General features: G+C 60.4%; 16 protein-coding genes. 7 read left to right on the top strand and 9 right to left on the bottom strand.

What is annotated here, in order from left to right; genetic code table 11:
• Positions 1-69: 69 nt before the first annotated feature.
• From HMPREF3169_RS10435 to rimP, 6 genes are all read right to left on the bottom strand, one after another.
• Positions 70-1,062, bottom strand: a complete 993-nt coding sequence (locus tag HMPREF3169_RS10435) for a DHH family phosphoesterase (protein ID WP_070456439.1) — start codon at positions 1,060-1,062, stop codon at positions 70-72.
• Between the two features lies 1 nt (position 1,063).
• Entirely contained in the window at positions 1,064-1,507 is a 444-nt protein-coding gene (gene rbfA, locus HMPREF3169_RS10430; RefSeq protein WP_061923135.1) for a 30S ribosome-binding factor RbfA, read from the bottom strand.
• 346 nt (positions 1,508-1,853) lie between these two features.
• Positions 1,854-4,694 carry a translation initiation factor IF-2 gene (gene infB / locus HMPREF3169_RS10425; protein ID WP_070456437.1) on the bottom strand — a complete coding sequence of 947 codons (2,841 nt, stop codon included), beginning with the start codon at positions 4,692-4,694 and terminating at the stop codon, positions 1,854-1,856.
• 164 nt (positions 4,695-4,858) lie between these two features.
• Positions 4,859-5,170: a YlxR family protein gene (locus HMPREF3169_RS12835; protein ID WP_082778614.1), complete on the bottom strand. Its 312-nt coding sequence runs from the start codon at positions 5,168-5,170 to the stop codon at positions 4,859-4,861.
• A gap of 130 nt (positions 5,171-5,300) precedes the next feature.
• A complete protein-coding gene (nusA, locus tag HMPREF3169_RS10420; RefSeq protein ID WP_070456435.1) occupies positions 5,301-6,317 on the bottom strand; it encodes a transcription termination factor NusA in 1,017 nt (338 codons plus the stop codon).
• Positions 6,314-6,880, bottom strand: coding sequence for a ribosome maturation factor RimP (gene rimP, locus HMPREF3169_RS10415; protein ID WP_070456433.1), 567 nt, complete (start codon positions 6,878-6,880; stop codon positions 6,314-6,316). The genes nusA and rimP overlap by 4 nt, the downstream gene beginning before the upstream one ends.
• Before the next feature lie 37 nt (positions 6,881-6,917).
• Between rimP and HMPREF3169_RS10410 the strand changes: the two genes are divergently transcribed.
• From HMPREF3169_RS10410 to HMPREF3169_RS10400, 3 genes are all read left to right on the top strand, one after another.
• Positions 6,918-7,805 (top strand): hypothetical protein, encoded by an 888-nt coding sequence (locus tag HMPREF3169_RS10410; protein ID WP_070456431.1) that lies wholly within the window; start codon positions 6,918-6,920, stop codon positions 7,803-7,805.
• Between the two features lie 136 nt (positions 7,806-7,941).
• The gene (locus tag HMPREF3169_RS10405) at positions 7,942-8,163 is read left to right on the top strand and encodes a hypothetical protein (RefSeq protein ID WP_070456429.1); all 222 of its coding nucleotides are present in this window, start codon (positions 7,942-7,944) and stop codon (positions 8,161-8,163) included.
• Entirely contained in the window at positions 8,142-8,363 is a 222-nt protein-coding gene (locus tag HMPREF3169_RS10400) for a hypothetical protein (protein WP_371326193.1), read from the top strand. The genes HMPREF3169_RS10405 and HMPREF3169_RS10400 overlap by 22 nt, the downstream gene beginning before the upstream one ends.
• On the opposite strand, the gene HMPREF3169_RS10395 is transcribed toward HMPREF3169_RS10400, so the two are convergent.
• Positions 8,332-8,709 (bottom strand): DoxX family protein, encoded by a 378-nt coding sequence (locus HMPREF3169_RS10395; RefSeq protein WP_070456424.1) that lies wholly within the window; start codon positions 8,707-8,709, stop codon positions 8,332-8,334. The genes HMPREF3169_RS10400 and HMPREF3169_RS10395 overlap by 32 nt on opposite strands.
• Before the next feature lie 208 nt (positions 8,710-8,917).
• Here HMPREF3169_RS10395 and HMPREF3169_RS10390 point away from each other — a divergent pair, with 208 nt between their 5' ends.
• Positions 8,918-9,253: a transglycosylase family protein gene (locus HMPREF3169_RS10390; protein WP_070456422.1), complete on the top strand. Its 336-nt coding sequence runs from the start codon at positions 8,918-8,920 to the stop codon at positions 9,251-9,253.
• 424 nt (positions 9,254-9,677) lie between these two features.
• Here the strand turns inward: HMPREF3169_RS10390 and HMPREF3169_RS10385 are convergent, their stop codons facing one another.
• On the bottom strand, positions 9,678-11,447 hold the full coding sequence (locus HMPREF3169_RS10385; protein WP_070456420.1) for a proline--tRNA ligase: 1,770 nt from the start codon (positions 11,445-11,447) through the stop codon (positions 9,678-9,680).
• 31 nt (positions 11,448-11,478) lie between these two features.
• Here HMPREF3169_RS10385 and yaaA point away from each other — a divergent pair, with 31 nt between their 5' ends.
• Complete coding sequence (gene yaaA, locus HMPREF3169_RS10380; protein ID WP_070433238.1) at positions 11,479-12,219, top strand: peroxide stress protein YaaA; 741 nt, start codon at positions 11,479-11,481, stop codon at positions 12,217-12,219.
• A 17-nt stretch (positions 12,220-12,236) separates the two neighbouring features.
• Here yaaA and HMPREF3169_RS10375 read toward each other — a convergent pair whose 3' ends face one another.
• Entirely contained in the window at positions 12,237-13,544 is a 1,308-nt protein-coding gene (locus HMPREF3169_RS10375; RefSeq protein ID WP_179294359.1) for a DUF4921 family protein, read from the bottom strand.
• Between the two features lie 56 nt (positions 13,545-13,600).
• On the opposite strand from HMPREF3169_RS10375, the gene HMPREF3169_RS10370 reads away from it, so the two are divergent.
• Together HMPREF3169_RS10370 and HMPREF3169_RS10365 are read left to right on the top strand one after the other, a co-directional pair.
• Positions 13,601-14,416, top strand: a complete 816-nt coding sequence (locus tag HMPREF3169_RS10370) for a PhzF family phenazine biosynthesis protein (protein WP_070456418.1) — start codon at positions 13,601-13,603, stop codon at positions 14,414-14,416.
• A gap of 2 nt (positions 14,417-14,418) precedes the next feature.
• A complete protein-coding gene (locus HMPREF3169_RS10365) occupies positions 14,419-15,753 on the top strand; it encodes a protein adenylyltransferase SelO family protein (protein WP_070456416.1) in 1,335 nt (444 codons plus the stop codon).
• The last annotated feature ends 5 nt before the right edge of the window (positions 15,754-15,758 follow it).

Below are 15,758 nucleotides of genomic sequence, written 5' to 3'. Positions count from 1 at the left end.
CTGCCTTACCTAGCTTCGAAGTATCTTCTGCTTCTGCCGAAGCATTGTCCTGTTCGCGCCGCGTGATGGTTACTCCTCTACAGCATTTTCTTCGTCGTAAGCGGCAAGTGCGTCGACGAGATGAGCAATGATTTCTTCTGGCTTGCCTAGGGCCGTATAACCGGCCGCCGGGATGTGCCCGCCGCCGTCGAACATGAGCGCCACCTGCGCGCAGTTAACGGTGGAAGAACGCAGCGACGCCGCCCAGACTCCCGCGCGTTGCTCTTTGAACACCACGCCCATGTCGGTGCCTTTGAGCGCGCGAACGAAGTCCACCATGGATTCCACGGCGGAATCGGAGTGCGACTGTACTTCCTCAACGGGCACAATAAGCGTGCCGAGGCGGTGCTCGCCGGCCTCGATGATGCGCAGACCAGACAGCACGCGGCCGACCATCTGCACGTCGTCGGCAGTATTGGAGTCCATCAGATCCACTGCGATCTGTTTGGTATCGAGCCCATAGAACATCAGGCGGGCAGCGATGTCGTGCATGACTGGCCGACCCCAGCGGAAGCTGCCGGTGTCGGTAACCAGACCGGCATAAAGGCAATGCGCAATCCCACGATCGATCTGCACGGAGAGCATATCGAGGACGTCGAGAAGCACCACAGTGGTGGACTCGCACTCCGGATCAATCAGATTGATGGAACCGAAACCGCGGTTCGATGCGTGGTGGTCGATGCACAGTACCCGGCCGGTGCCCGCCATCTTCTCCAACTCCCCCATGAGAGCGCCGGTGCGGTCGATGGAACCACAGTCCACCGTGACATAAAGGTCATAGCCTTTTGGCAGGGTGTTGACGAGCTCAATCTCGTCGGCGGCAGGGATGGTGAAGAGATTGTTCGAAAACGGGCGTTCCTGGCCGATGACGGTGCGGGTCTGCTTGCCCCGCTGGCGCAACGCCAGGTTCAACGCGGCGGCAGAGCCGATAGCATCCGCATCGGGGCGCAGGTGCGTAATGATGCAGATGCTGCTCGCTTCTATCAAGGCGTCGGCGGCGCCTTGATAATCAGCGCGGCGCACCCTAGGCCTCTTCCCGATCGGAATCCTTGTATGGGTTTGCGTCTCCAGCCGGCTTCGCGTTGGCCTTCAGCTTGGCAAGTTCGGCATCGCGGGCGCGGGCACGCTCCAGCAAATCCTCCATGTGGGCGGAAGCTTCCGGAACGGTATCGACCTCGAAGGCGAGCGTCGGGGTAAAGCGCACGGAGAGCTGATCGCCCACAATCTTGCGCAGCTGGCCCTTCGCGCGGTTGAGTGCCTCTGCTGCCTTGTCGAAGTCTGGCTCGGAGTCGATGTCCTTGCCGCGCACGGTGTAGTAAACGGTGGCATCATGGAGATCACCCGTGACGCGAGTATCGGTGATGGTCACCATCTCGAGGCGACGATCCTTGATCTCGCGTTCGATAGCACTCGCCACGATTTCCTGAATACGCTTGGCCATTCGTGCAGCACGAGCGTGGTCAACCATGGTGCAACTCCTTCTCCGTCGAACTAGCGATCTCTACCAAGATCTATAAAATCGTGTTCATCTTACATTACTCCGCATACATGTCCTGCAGCAGAAAGAGGAAGCGTCATGCCCCATCCTTTAAATGAGTTTCATGCCGATGCTCCGAACAAAGCAGCAAGCTGCCTCGAAAGGGCTGAACTCACGCAAGCTTCTCTGCTAAACAAGGCACGCATTAGCAAACCCAACTTGTCTTAAACCGGTCTGGATAGTTGAAACACTAAGGTTCAGCAGAAGCTACAAATAAAATCGCCAGGGCTTCCCCAGCGGGGAAACACCTGGCGATTTTATTTACACTGCTTGCGGACTAGGTACGCGGAACCTCGACCTCTTCGTAGGCCTGAATCTGGTCGCCCACCTGGATGTCTGGGTAGGACAGGACCATACCGCACTCGTAGCCGGCGTTGATCTCGTTTGCGTCGTCCTTTTCGTGGCGCAAGGACTCGATCTTGGCGTCGGAAGTGATGACGTTGCCATCGCGAACGAGGCGGACCTTGCCGTTGCGCTTGACCTTGCCCTCGGTGACCATGCAGCCCGCGATGGTGCCGACGGCGGAGGACTTGAACAGCGCGCGGATCTCCGCAGCACCGGTGTCGCGCTCCTCGTAGATTGGCTTAAGCATGCCCTTGAGAGCAGCCTCGACCTCTTCGATGGCGCGGTAGATAATCGTGTAGTAGCGGATATCCACGCCCTCGGCGTTAGCTTCCTCAGTTGCCTTACCCTCAGCGCGAACGTTGAAGGCGATGATGATGGCGTCGGAAGCCGCTGCCAGGGAGACGTTGGTCTGGGTTACAGCACCGACGCCACGATCGATGATGTTGAGCTGTACCTCGTCATCGATCTCGATGTCCAACAACGCATCTTCCAAGGCTTCCACCGAACCGGCGTTGTCGCCCTTGAGGATGAGGTTGAGGGTCGAGGTCTCCTTGAGAACTGCATCCAGATCCTCGAGAGAGACGCGCTTGCGAGCCTTTGCCTGCAGAGCGGAACGCTTACGAGCATCACGCTGTGCAGCAATCTGGCGTGCCACGCGGTCATCTTCGACCACGAGCAGGTTGTCGCCGGCACCTGGAACACCGTTGAGGCCCTGGACCTGAACCGGACGGGACGGACCAGCCTCTTCGACGTCGTTACCAAACTCGTCGAGCATGCGGCGGACACGGCCGTGCGCATCGCCGACGACGATGGAGTCACCAACACGGAGGGTACCGCGCTGGACGATGACGGTGGCAACCGGGCCGCGGCCACGGTCGAGGTGAGACTCGATGGCAACGCCCTGTGCGTCCATCTCTGGGTTAGCAGTCAGCTCAAGCGCTGCATCAGCAGTCAGGATGACTGCCTCAAGCAGGCTATCGATGTGCAGATCCTGCTTTGCAGAGATGTCGACGAACATGGTGTCGCCGCCGTACTCCTCCGGCACCAGGCCGTACTCGGTGAGCTGGCCACGGATCTTATCCGGGGAAGCCTCTGGCTTATCGATCTTGTTGACTGCAACCACGACTGGGATGTCCGCAGCCTTGGCGTGGTTGATTGCCTCAACGGTCTGCGGCATGACGCCGTCATCGGCTGCGACAACCAGGATTGCCAAGTCAGTGGACTTCGCACCACGTGCACGCATAGCGGTAAACGCCTCGTGACCCGGGGTATCCAGGAAGGTAATGGTGCGCTCGCCATCTTCCAGTTCAACGGTGGTCTGGTATGCACCGATGCCCTGGGTGATGCCGCCGGCCTCGCCCTCGCGCTCGTTGGTCTTACGGATGGAGTCCAAAAGGCGGGTCTTACCGTGGTCGACGTGACCCATGACGGTAACAACTGGAGGACGATTCTCCAGCGCCTCTTCGCCACCCTCGTCCTCACCGAACTTCAGGTCGAAGGACTCGAGCAGCTCACGGTCCTCGTCCTCTGGGGAGACGACCTGGACGTCGTAGTGAATCTCAGCGCCGAGCAGCTGCAGTGTTTCCTCGGAAACGGAGGCGGTTGCGGTAACCATCTCGCCCAAGTTGAACAGTGCCTGCACCAATGCTGCTGGATCTGCACCAATCTTCTCTGCGAAGTCAGCCAAGGAAGCACCGCGGCGCAGACGAATGGTCTTGCCCTTGCCGTCAGGCAGGCGTACGCCGCCTACCTCATGCTTCTGCTGCTCTTCAAACTCATGGCGCTTCTGACGCTTCGACTTCTTGCCGCGACGCGGTGCGCCACCTGGACGGCCGAATGCACCTGCGGTGCCGCCGCGACGTCCGCCGCGTCCGCCACCACGGAAGCCACCTGGGCCGCCGGGTCCACCCTGGCCACGTCCACCGCGGCCGCGGCCACCGCCGCCACCGTTGGAGGACTTAGACGGCATGGCTGCCGGGTTTGGATGCGAAGGCATCATGGCCGGCGATGGACGACGACCGCCGCCCTGCCCCTGACGCTGGTTGCCCTCGCCCTGGCCGGAGCGTCCGCCGCCCTTGCCGCCGCGGTTATCGCCTGGCTTGCCGCCAGGACGCTGGCCCTTGGAGCCGCCCGGACGTGGTCCTGGACGGCCGCCCTCGCCACCACCCGTGGAGAACGGGTTGTTGGCCACGCGGCGGGTGCCGCCCGGCTTCGGCATTGGGCGAGGCATAGCGTTGCCTGGGTTTGGACGCTCTGCGCCCGGCTTCGGGGCAGACTTGGAACCGGACTTGTCCGCGCCGTTTGCCTGTGGCTTCTGGCCACCCGTCGGGCCCGGCTTAGCAGCACCTGGCTTCGGGGCGCCTGGCTTCGGGGCGCCTGGCTTGGCAGCGGACTTCTGCTCTGCCTGTGCGGAAGCGGAATCCTTTGCGGCAGGCTTTGCACCTGACTTGGCAGCTCCCGGCTTCGGGGCGCCTGGCTTTGGCGCGTTAGCTGCAGGCTTTTCTGCCTTGGCAGCGCCTTCAGCCTTAGCTGGCTTGGCATCCTTGGCAGCCTTGTTTGCGGCAGGCTTTTTCTCTGCCGACTTCTCACCGGCCGGCTTCTCGCCGCCGGACTGCGCCTCGTAGTGGGCGCGCATCTTCTTTACCACTGGAGGTTCAATGGTAGAAGAAGCAGTCTTGACGAATTCGCCCTGCTCCTTGAGCGTGGCGAGTAGTTCCTTGCTGGTTACTCCGAGCTGCTTTGCGAGCTCGTGAACACGTAGCTTTCCGGGCACTTGTCTCCTTGTGATCGTTACTAGGAGCCAAGGCCTGGAAGTGGCCTGACCCCTAGTTAATGGCTATGGACTTTCATCGCTGATGCTTCATCGTTGTGCGCTCATCAGTGTTCGGTCTTCCTTTAACTCTGGCTCGTGAAGGCGCGGTGCTTTCACGAATGCACCTATGATTCGCCGGCTTTCGCCAACTTCTCCAGGTACTCACGTACGTGACCTGTATCCACGTCAGTGGATAACCGAAGCGCGCGCCGAAATGCTCGGGTGCGCTCCGCCAGCTCTAATGCAGAAAGTTCCGGGCTAATCCAGGCTCCCCTTCCGGGAAGGCGGCGCCGCGGATCCGCCACGACACGCCGGCCGCTTGGGTCATCGCGGTCAACGACAACACGCAATAGCTGCGTATCGGGAAAGCGGCGGCGCGTAGCAATACAGGTACGAATACGTACGTGAGGGTCTGACTGTGGTTGTCTAAGTGACATCCAACTCCCTTACGTTTTCGCGCTTACCTGAAAAACGCCACAGCTTTTTCTGCATGTGGGCCGTTATCTAGCTTACGCGAAAACCTGGCAGAACCTTAATTAGTACCTTTATCCCTGTGCAGCCCGACTACTAGTTGGATTTTGCATCGGAGTGGATGTCGATCTTCCACCCGGTAAGACGCGCCGCCAGGCGGGCGTTCTGGCCTTCCTTACCAATTGCCAAAGACAGCTGGTAATCCGGAACGGTCACGCGCGCAACCTGTGCTTCGTGGTCGATGACCTCAACGCGGACAACCTTAGACGGTGCCAGGGAGTTGCCCACATAGACGCTTGGTTCCTCGCTGTAATCGATGATGTCGATCTTCTCACCGCCGAGCTCACGCATGATGTTGTTGACGCGCTGGCCGCGTGGACCAATGCAGGCACCCTTGGCGTTAAGCCCCTTGGCGTGGCCCACCACTGCCACCTTGGAGCGGTGTCCGGCCTCACGCGCGATGGCCACCAGCTCAACGGTACCGTCGCCCACCTCAGGGACTTCCAGCTCGAACAGGCCGCGCACCAGCTCCGGGTGGGTGCGCGAAAGGGTGATCTGCACCTGCGCGCCGTTGCGGGTAACTCCCACAACATATGCCTTGATACGGTCACCGTGCTCGAGTTTCTCACCCGGCAGCTGCTCAGCGGGCAGCAAAATAGCGTCCTGGGAATCCAGTTCAGTACCGAGCTGGACCACAACGACGCCGCGCTCGTTGGCGCGCACATCGCGCTGGACGACGCCGGATACGACGCGCCCAGTCAGTTCCGAATAGGACTCATAGGTTTGCTCGGCTTCTGCCTCGCGCAGCTTGCGGATGATGGCCTCGCGCACTGCCTGCGCGCCGAAACGACCAAAGTTTTCTGGCGTATCGTCGTATTCACTTAAAATCTCGCCAGTTTCCAGGTCGGTCTCCGTGACGATGACGGAAACGGCACCGGTGTCGGCGTCGATGTCTACGCGGGACTTGGTGCCCTCCGCCTTGGTTTCTGCCGACTGTTTGCGATAATCCAGGTACGAATACAACAAGGCACTCGCGATCGCTTCGAGCAGGTCCTTGACGTGGACGCCGCGCTCGTTCTGGATCGTACGGAGTGCCTCTAGATCAATATTCACTTTTCATCCTCTCGGGTTGCCGAGTTCTGCTCGGCGTATTCAAACGTCTGCTGCGCTGCCTCCTGCTCGTCCGCAGAAGGTTTAGCAAATTCAATTTCTACCACCGCGCGGTGGATATTTTCCAATCGCTCGATGCGGAATTGGACTTCCTTCTTCACCGTAGTGATAAGCGCTACTGCAGTCTCATCCGCGGAAAGCGCACCAATACGAGCCACTTCGGTCTTGCCCGGAGCGGTTTCAAAGGCGACGAGGCGGCCACGGTTGCGGCGCCAGTGGCGCGGGGCGGTAAATGGCAGATCGACGCCCGGTGTCGAGACCTCCAGGGTGTAGCCTGCGCCAAAGTTCAACTCGCCTGATTCTTCCTTGGCATCGAAGAATTGGGAGATCTGATTGGAGACTTCTTCCAGGACATCGGAGCTCGGGCGCGTATCACCATCGATGCGGATGATGACCTGGGATTTCTTTCCCGCCTTGGTAGTCTTTACGTCCTCCACGTCGAGCCCGCGGGGCTCCAGCAATGGTTGGAGTAGTTCAGTTAATTGTTCTGCATCTGGAAAAGCCATGCGCTCTAGCCTAACTGTTACGTGTAAGGTCTTTTGCGTGAACCGCCGTGCCCTAACCCCCATCGCAACGCTTACCGCCCTTGGAGCACTCGCACCCGCGTTGAGCGGATGCCAAGCTGTCGACTCCATCGTCGATTACTTCGGCCCCCGCCCCGATGAGGCACTCGTGGGCTTAGGCCGCAGCGCCGACGCGGACGCGCAACAGCTCGCTGCGGTCAATCCCCACGCTTCGCAGTTGCGTTCCGAGCAGGCCGACGCCCTCTACGCCGAGGTCGAGCGGCTTTGCGGCCGCAATGAGGAAGGCACTGCCCCGCGCTCCTGCGAGGTCCAACGCGACCCGCAAGCCGCCGACCAAGAGTCGGCCGCAGAAAATGTCGATGTCAACGAAGTCATGGACCAAGCCGCGGTGCATACCCGCGACGCCCTGAGCGAGGTCAGCGCGGAGTCCCGCGCGCTGGTGACCAACCAGGCCATCATCTTGGACGCGTGGGAGCCTTCCCAGCTGCCGGAGTCCCCGGAGCTTGAACCCAGCGAAGCCGCCCGCGCCCGAGAGCTTCTGGAATGGGAATACGAGCAGGTCTACGGCCTGGACTTCGCCCGCTCCTACGCCGCGCCGTCGATGGAAGAAAACATCGATGACCGCCTCGAGATGCACGAAAAACGCATCGCAGCGCTGCAAAAGTCACTCGCTCCGCTTGGCGAAGTCCCCCAACCGGCTCCCGCTTACGAGCCAACGCCTGAGGAAATGCCGCTGCCTAGCGACGCTGCTTCCGCCCAAGCTTTCGTCGACCACCTGGGGTGGAATGACTCCCTCGAGTGGTCTTCTGCCGCGTCACAAGCCGCCGCCCCCACTGCCGAGGGCGAGGAACGCGTGGCCTGGCGCAACTGGCTCATCGCCGTTGCTGCCCAATCCCGCGGTTTATAGAAAAGCGTGAATCCCTAAACAAGTTTTCGGGCCCCGCCTTAAGGCTGGGCTTTTACAATGGCCAGGGTGTCTCACCAGAAAATACGCCACTTTAGATGGCTCGCTCATCCCTAGCAAGGACGGCAACTCAGCCATCGTGCCAGTCCAGGTAACGGCCGGGACCTCTACCGAAAACGCCGACAAGGTCACCCAGCTGCGCGAGTACTTCGGTGAGCACGCCGGCACCCGCAGCGAGGGCTCTGTACTGGTAGGCGGCCCCGACTCCCAGCTAGCTGACGAAGAATCCGCGGCCGCGAGGATGCCCGATCCGATACCCGCCGCGGCATCCTTAGTGCGTTGTCCGCGACGGGCGGCGTGATTACCTCCGCTGGCATCCTGCTCGCGGCAGTCTTCGCCACATTGGGCGTGCTGCCGCTGGTAGTCCTGGCGCAGCTCGGCATCACCGTCTTGGTACCGGCCTTGGTCCAGATCCTCGGCGAGAAGTTCTGGTGGCCCGCACACCTAAAGCGGGCTGCTACGAACAGCGCTAGCGCACAAGCTGCAACGCCTCGCGAATAATCAGCAACTGTGCTGGCTGACGCAGCACGTGATAGAGCTTCTTACCTACTCCCGTGGAGGATTGATTCCAATCCTTGCGGGCGTGATACATATTGGCGGGCCATACCGCGAGCAACAGTGCTACTGCGGACCAGCCGCCGGCGGAACGTGTGCGCTCATTAATTACTGCTGCACCGGTGGCCAGCTCCCAGATACCTGAGGCATAGTTATAGAACCGCGCACCGCCTGGCAGACGCGGCGGCACGATGGATTCAAATTCTTCCTTCTTCACAAAGTGCAGCGTGCCCATGCTTAGCATCACAGAGCCAAACGTAAGGGCACGGGCACGCTTCCAATCAATAGCCATGCCCTGACTCTACATCGCCGAGTTTTCTCCACCGAGCCCACAGCCGCTTAAGGCTTACTGAGTAGCGGCCAGACAATGAGCAGCAAACTTTACGACGCATTTCATTGCGAGGGCCCTCCCACCGCTTTTACGTTGGTTGGCCATGGACACACCGGAGATACCGCGTGGGTGTTCCTTTAATGACACAAAGAGAAGGAGAGCTTTCTCAATGCGTTCAAAGAAGAAGTTTGCAACCCTGTCCGCTGCCGCTGCAATGGGCGTTGCCGCACTGGCGCAACCTGCCGCAAACGCTGCCCCGGCCTCCGCATGGGAACAGGTTGCAGCATGCGAGTCCGGTGGTAACTGGCAGATCAACACGGGCAACGGCTACTACGGTGGCCTGCAGTTCAATGCACAGACCTGGAGCAGCTTCGGCGGCCAGCAGCACGCCCCAACCGCTGACCAGGCAACAAAAGAGCAGCAGATTGCTGTTGCCGAGCAGGTCCTGACTACCCAGGGCGCCGGTGCTTGGCCAAACTGTGGTGGCCCGGTAGGCGGCTACTAAAGCCACACTCATACGTGCCATAAGGCCCTGCCCCTCGAACCGAAAGGGGCAGGGCCTTCGCGTATCCACAGCAACCCACCGCTTTGCATCCCCCATCAACGTACTTCTGTGTGCAAATAGGCCGCCTAAAACACGGCAAACAGCTGCCCTATTTACACAGAGCGGTACTCACCCTCTAGCGGCTCACCTCAACCCCGCGCACCGCACCCCACAAAGCGCACCGCACCCCACAAACCGCACCACCCCACACGGAAACGCCCCGCGAACCCGCGCGGCCGGAGTGACCCCAACTGCCAGGTACTTATATATGCAAATAAGGCCCCCAAATCACAAGATTGGAAGCCTTATTTACATACAGCGGTACCTGCGCCTTAACAGCGCGCTCTTAACAGCACGCGCCAACAGCGCACTCTAACGGCACGCCTCAACCGCGCACGAGCTCCAAGAGCTTGTCCACGATCTGCTCAGCCGGCACCTCAAGCGTCTCGCCACCACGGATGCGCAGCTCGATAATGCCATCGGCAAACGAGCGGCCAAGGATGGCGATGAACGGCATACCCAGCAGCTCAGCGTCCTTGAACTTCACGCCCGGAGATACCTTCGGACGGTCATCAAAGAGAACCTCGATTCCAGCAGCATCAAGGTCCTCGACCAGCTTCTGCCCTGCCTCAAGCGCAGCGGCGTCCTTGTTCGCCACAGCCACGTGCACCTGGAAAGGAGCAACTTCAACCGGCCAACGCAGGCCCTTCTCGTCAGCCATCTGCTCGGCCAAGACAGCCATCATGCGGGAGATACCGATGCCGTAGGAGCCCATGGTCGGAACCGCACGCTTGCCGTTCTCATCCAGGATCTGAACATCGAATGCCTCGGTGTACTTGCGGCCCAGCTGGAAGATGTGGCCCAGCTCGATGCCGCGCTCCAGGGTCAGGGTGCCCATGCCGTTCGGTGCCGGATCGCCTTCCTTGACCTCGGCGGCCTCGATGAACTCGTCAACCTCGAAGTCGCGGCCAGCAATACAGCCCACCACGTGGTGGTTAGCCTCATCAGCACCAGTAATCCAGGAAGAGCCCTTTACCACGCGCGGATCCGCATAAACCTTCACGTCGTTTGCGTTGAGCGCACGCGGGCCCACGAAGCCGCGAACCAGGAATGGGTTCTTCTTGAAGTCCTCGTCACCGGCCAGCTCAAACTCGGCAGGCTCAAGGGAGGCCTCGAGGCGCTTTTCGTCCAGCTCGCGGTCGCCCGGAATCAGAACAGCAGCTAGCTGCCATTCCTTTTCTTCCTCGCTTGCCGCAGGCTGTGCCACCTTGATAACCATGCACTTCAGGGTGTCAGCGGCTTCCACCGCACGGCCTTCAACCTCGATGCCTTCAGAGTTAGCCCACTGCACCAAAGAGTCAATGGTCGCAGCATCAGGCGTCTGGTATACCTTCGCCTCTGCCTGGCCTTCAATTGCCTTTTCTTCCGGCACAGGAGTAACCACGGCCTCAACGTTAGCCGCGTACTCGCCCTCCGTGGCGCGCACGAAGGTGTCCTCACCTGCCTGAGAGACAGCCAGGAATTCCTCGGACGCGGAACCTCCCATGGCACCAGAGGTTGCCTTGCAGATGGCGTAATCAATCTTCAGACGGTTGAAGATGTTCTGGTAAGCCTTGCGGTGGCGCTGGTAGGACTCGTCCAGGCCCTCGTCGCTCATGTCGAAGGAGTAGGAATCCTTCATCACAAACTCGCGGCCGCGGAGGATGCCCGCACGCGGACGCTCCTCATCGCGGTACTTGGTCTGGATTTGGTACAGGGTAACCGGGAAGTCCTTATAAGAGGAGTACATGTCTTTTACCGCCGAGGCGAACATCTCCTCGTGCGTCGGGCCGAGCAGCATGTCTGCGCCCTTGCGGTCCTTCAGGCGGAAGAGGTTATCGCCGTACTCGGTCCAGCGCTGGGTCTGCTCATACGGCTCACGCGGCAAAAGGGCCGGGAAGAGCATCTCCTGGCCGCCGATTGCGTTCATCTCCTCGCGCACGATGTCTTCAATCTTGGACAGGGTGCGCAGGCCGAGTGGCAGCCAGGTGTAAACGCCCGGCGCGGCGCGGCGGACGTAGCCTGCACGAACGAGGAGCTTGTGGCTGGTTACTTCGGCATCTGCCGGATCTTCGCGCAAGGTGCGAAGGAAGAGATTCGAAAGGCGAGTAATCATGCCTAGCACTCTACCCCGCTAGTATTTAGCTATGCTCATTCTCCTCCCTCCTTCTGAGACGAAAGCCCCCGGCGGCACCGGTGCCCCGCTCGACTTCGGAGCATTGTCCTTCCCCTCGCTGAACCCGGCGCGCCAGGAGATCGCGCAGGCGCTTGCCTCTCTCGAGGTGGATGAGGCGATGATTCAGCTAAAGCTCTCGGAAAAGCTCCGCGGGGAGGCCGAGGCCAACCAGGTAATTTATAGCTCTCCTACCCTGCCGGCCATCGAACGGTATACGGGTGTGCTTTATGACGCGCTGGATGCCGCCACGCTTTCCGACGCCGCTCGTTCCCACCTAGCCATCGGCTCCGCCTTGTTCGGCATCGTCCGCGCCGATGATCTGATTCCGCATTATCGTCTCTCCGGCGGAACGAAGCTGAGTGGAAACACTATGAAGTCTTGGTGGGGTAAGGCGATCACTGAGGCCTTGGAGGAAGTCGCGGCCCATGAGCTGGTGGTCGATATGCGCTCTGGCACCTACCAGCAGCTGGGCAAGCTCAAGACGGCGGCCACGGTTCGCGTGGAATCGGTTCAGCCTGATGGCTCGCGCAAGGTCATCTCTCACTTCAACAAGCACTACAAGGGCCTACTCGCCCGCCACGTGCTCAGCCAGCCGGTGCTTCCAACCACCTTCGAGGAATTTTCCGCAGCCGCCGCAAGCTTCCCCGAGTGGGAGACGGAAATCCGCGGCAGCGAGCGCGCCCCAGAATTGGTGCTCGTGCTTGACTCCTAGGACCGAACACCGGCAAATTAGCTGTTATAGCGCAGGCTATTGCGCTCTAGGCTGCATTCGGTGGCAATCGCAATCCCGGAGGCAAGCTTGCCTCGCTCGCGCAGGCGGTACAGCGAATCAACGATGCGGTCGCGCAATCCCCACGGCGAGATGGTGTTGATATAAATCTTGGTCCCGCCCTCAAAGCCGGCCAGCGTGGACACGCGCAGTTTGATCATCACTCGCCACGGCTGCGCGAGGTCGACCGATGGCGCCTTGTGGTGCCATTCCTCATTACAGGCCACATCGGGGCCAACTGCCGCATGGGCCGCGTGGATAAGGTCAGACATTCCGCGGATTTCCCCAGGCGTTTGCTTCCACGGCTCGCAGTGCTCGGACTTGGAGAAGATCTCCAGTGTGGGATAGCGATGGCCAAAACCGGCAAAGAGTACCGCATAATCGTTTTCTGCAATCACCAGGTTGTGCTGCGCCGCGTAGCCTACGGCCCAGTCGTTGTACATGTTGGGGTGTGCACGCAGGATGTCGTTTTCATGCGCGGCCGACATGCTGAGGTCATCAATGGCCACCAGCTGCTTGTGCAGATGGTCAAAGGAAGCCCCGGCGGGCGCCAGCCAGTTCTGGAAGGCCACCACATAGTCGGCGTAGCGGTTGCGCTCATAAAGGTCACGCATGGAGTCTGCGGTAAACGAAGTAAAGAGGAAATGCTCGTCGGGGCTGAGCGTGCCAGACGAGGCCAACTGCGAATCATCGGTAGCACCGTCCACAAAGTGGCGCGCGCCAATGATGACATCGTGACCGCCACCGAAAAAGCAGCCGGCGTGTGTAAGCAGTTCCTGCTCCCCTAGGTCCGCATCTCGACCGGCCGCCCTGAGCTTCGTCCGCACGATGTTTAGAACGTGCTCGCGGCCTACAGGATTCGCAATGTAGCCCTCCATCCTCTCTTTAGTCTCCGCGTCCATCTCATACTCGTAGTTGGCCTTCCAGTAGTCGAAGGAGACGATCTCAAAGAGGTTCGGTACGCGCCTAAAAGCAGGCTGGGTTGCATCCAACGAATCTGGCGCAACCCCACGCACTATCTCGCCAGAGGCTAAGATGCGTGATTTCTCAGGCGGGGTTTCCAGCTTGCGCGAAGAACAAAAAGCACAGGTGTTTCGCGCGGCATCGGCAGCCAGCGGTTGGGAGCTAGAGGCGGTATGCGCAAACGGACGATTCCCGCGGCCTGGAACGGTCCATACCTCGGTTCCGGAGAAGGGATTGACCTGTTTGACTGTGCCATCCGCCATCACTTGAATTGGCTCGATGCGGCTAAAAAGTGCTTCGCTCATGTTCCATAGGATAGACCGCGGCATGGCGGCTTGCTCGGGCTCGTAAGCTGGTGGCCATGCACCTTGATTACTTCGAAGTCGATGTCTTCGCCACCACGGCCTTTAGCGGCAATCCACTAGCTGTCATCGCCGGGGCGGATGAGCTTTCGACCGAGCAGATGCAGCGCATTGCTAACTGGATCAACTTCTCGGAGACGACGTTCCTGTTGCGCCCTACGACCGCAGACGCTGACTACCGGGTGCGTATCTTCACGCCGCACGAAGAATTCGCTTTCGCAGGTCACCCCACGTTGGGCACAGCACGGGTGTTCTGCGAGCTCACCGGACATACAGGCGACCTCGTTCAGGAATGCGGCGTTGGGCTAGTAGATATCAAGAAAGAAAGGGAAGTCTTTTCCTTTGCCACCCCTGCGCTTTACAAATCTGGGCCATTGAGCGCGGCCGAGCTGAGCGAGTCCGCCGCAGCACTCGGCATCGATGAGGCTGAAATCTACGACGCCGCATGGGCAGACAACGGCCCCGGCTGGCGCCTGGTGCAGCTTCGCGACGCCGCCGCGGTCCGCACACTGCAGCCCAACAACGCGCGCGACATCAAGGTCGGTGTCGTGGGACTTGAGTCCCCTCAACAAGCAGGTCAACCGCTCTACGAGATACGGGCTTTTACCCCTGGTTTCGAAGACCCAGTCACAGGCTCTCTCAATGGCACAGCAGCCCAATTCATGCGCAAGCGCGGCCTGGTACCGGCTAGTTACACCGCACGGCAGGGCAGCCAGCTTGGCAGGAACGGCTTGGTGCACATTACTGACGACGGCGCTAATGTCTGGGTCGGTGGAAACGTCCACGTACGAGTTCGCGGAAGCTTGGAGGTTTAGGCATGTCACTTCCCTTCGAACTGCACCACACCTTTGCTAAGCACCTTCCCGGCATGGCGCGGGAAAGCCGCGGCGAGCAGCAATCTGCGCCCCGCTTGCTCATCTTGAACGAGGATCTAGCTACGGAGCTGGGCCTCGACCCAGAGTGGCTGCGCAGCCCCGCTGGAGTCGATTTCCTTTGTGGGCGCAGCGAGGATAGCCCGGCACACGCGATGGCCTATGCCGGTTACCAATTCGGCCAATTCAATCCGCGCATGGGCGACGGCCGCGCCTTACTACTGGGTGAAATCGAGACTCCGGAAGGCCTGCGCGATCTCCATGCGAAGGGAACCGGCCCTACCCCGTACTCGCGCCCTGGGGCTGACGGGCGCGGAACAGTCCGTTCTATGTTGCGCGAGTACCTGTTCTCGGAGGCGATGCACGCGCTGGGCATTCCGACGACACGCTCGCTAGCGGTCCTTTCTACTGGCCGGCGCATCCAGCGCCAGGTGGAGGAAGAAGCCGGCATCTTGGTACGAGTAGCTGCCAGCCACATCCGCATCGGTTCTTTCCACTACGCGGCGCAAACAGGCCAGCTACAGCAGCTGGCGGATTTCACGATCGCCCGGCATTACCCTGGCGCGAGCTACAAGGAGCTGTTTACCCGCGCCCTCGACGCCCAGATTGCTACGGTCGTAGCCTGGCAGCACGTAGGTTTCATCCACGGCGTGTTGAACACGGACAACACCACCCTGTCTGGTGAAACCATCGACTATGGCCCGTGTGCCTTCATGGAGACCTACGATCCTGATACTTGTTTTAGCTCCATCGACACCCGCGGCCGTTACCGCTTTGGGCACCAGCCCGAGATCCTGGGCTGGAACTTCGCGCGTCTGGCGGAGAGCATGTTGCCGCTTTTCGACGCCTCCCCCAACGAGGCCATCAACTTCGCCCAAGAAACCATCAACAGCTACCACGAGCGCTTCGCTTCTCAACTTGAGCGCGACTTCGTCAAGCGCTTTGGCATCAGCACCGATGCTGAAGTCAGCGCTAGCAAGCCCGCTAATCTCCGCAGTGAGTACTTCACCGAGCTGGTAGAAAAGCAGCCGGACTTCACGCTGGCCAACCTAGAGCTGTGGGAGAAGCTGCACGGTACGCAGCCAACGAATCCGCCCGGCGGCCCGAAGAACAGCACCGTTCCGCGAGTCATCCCGCGCCCGCACAACGTGGAGGAAGCGCTGCTCGAGATGGACGCCTTCCAGGAGTTCTTGGACGCCGTTACTCGCCCGTTTGCGCCCAACGCCAAATACGAAACGCCCGGCAACCCTGAGGGTTACCGGACGTACTGCGGAACTTAGGCGAA

Source organism: Corynebacterium sp. HMSC08C04 (genome assembly GCF_001807495.1).
GTDB classification, from domain to species: Bacteria; Actinomycetota; Actinomycetes; order Mycobacteriales; family Mycobacteriaceae; genus Corynebacterium; species Corynebacterium simulans.
This window is presented reverse-complemented; position numbering and strand designations above follow the sequence as displayed.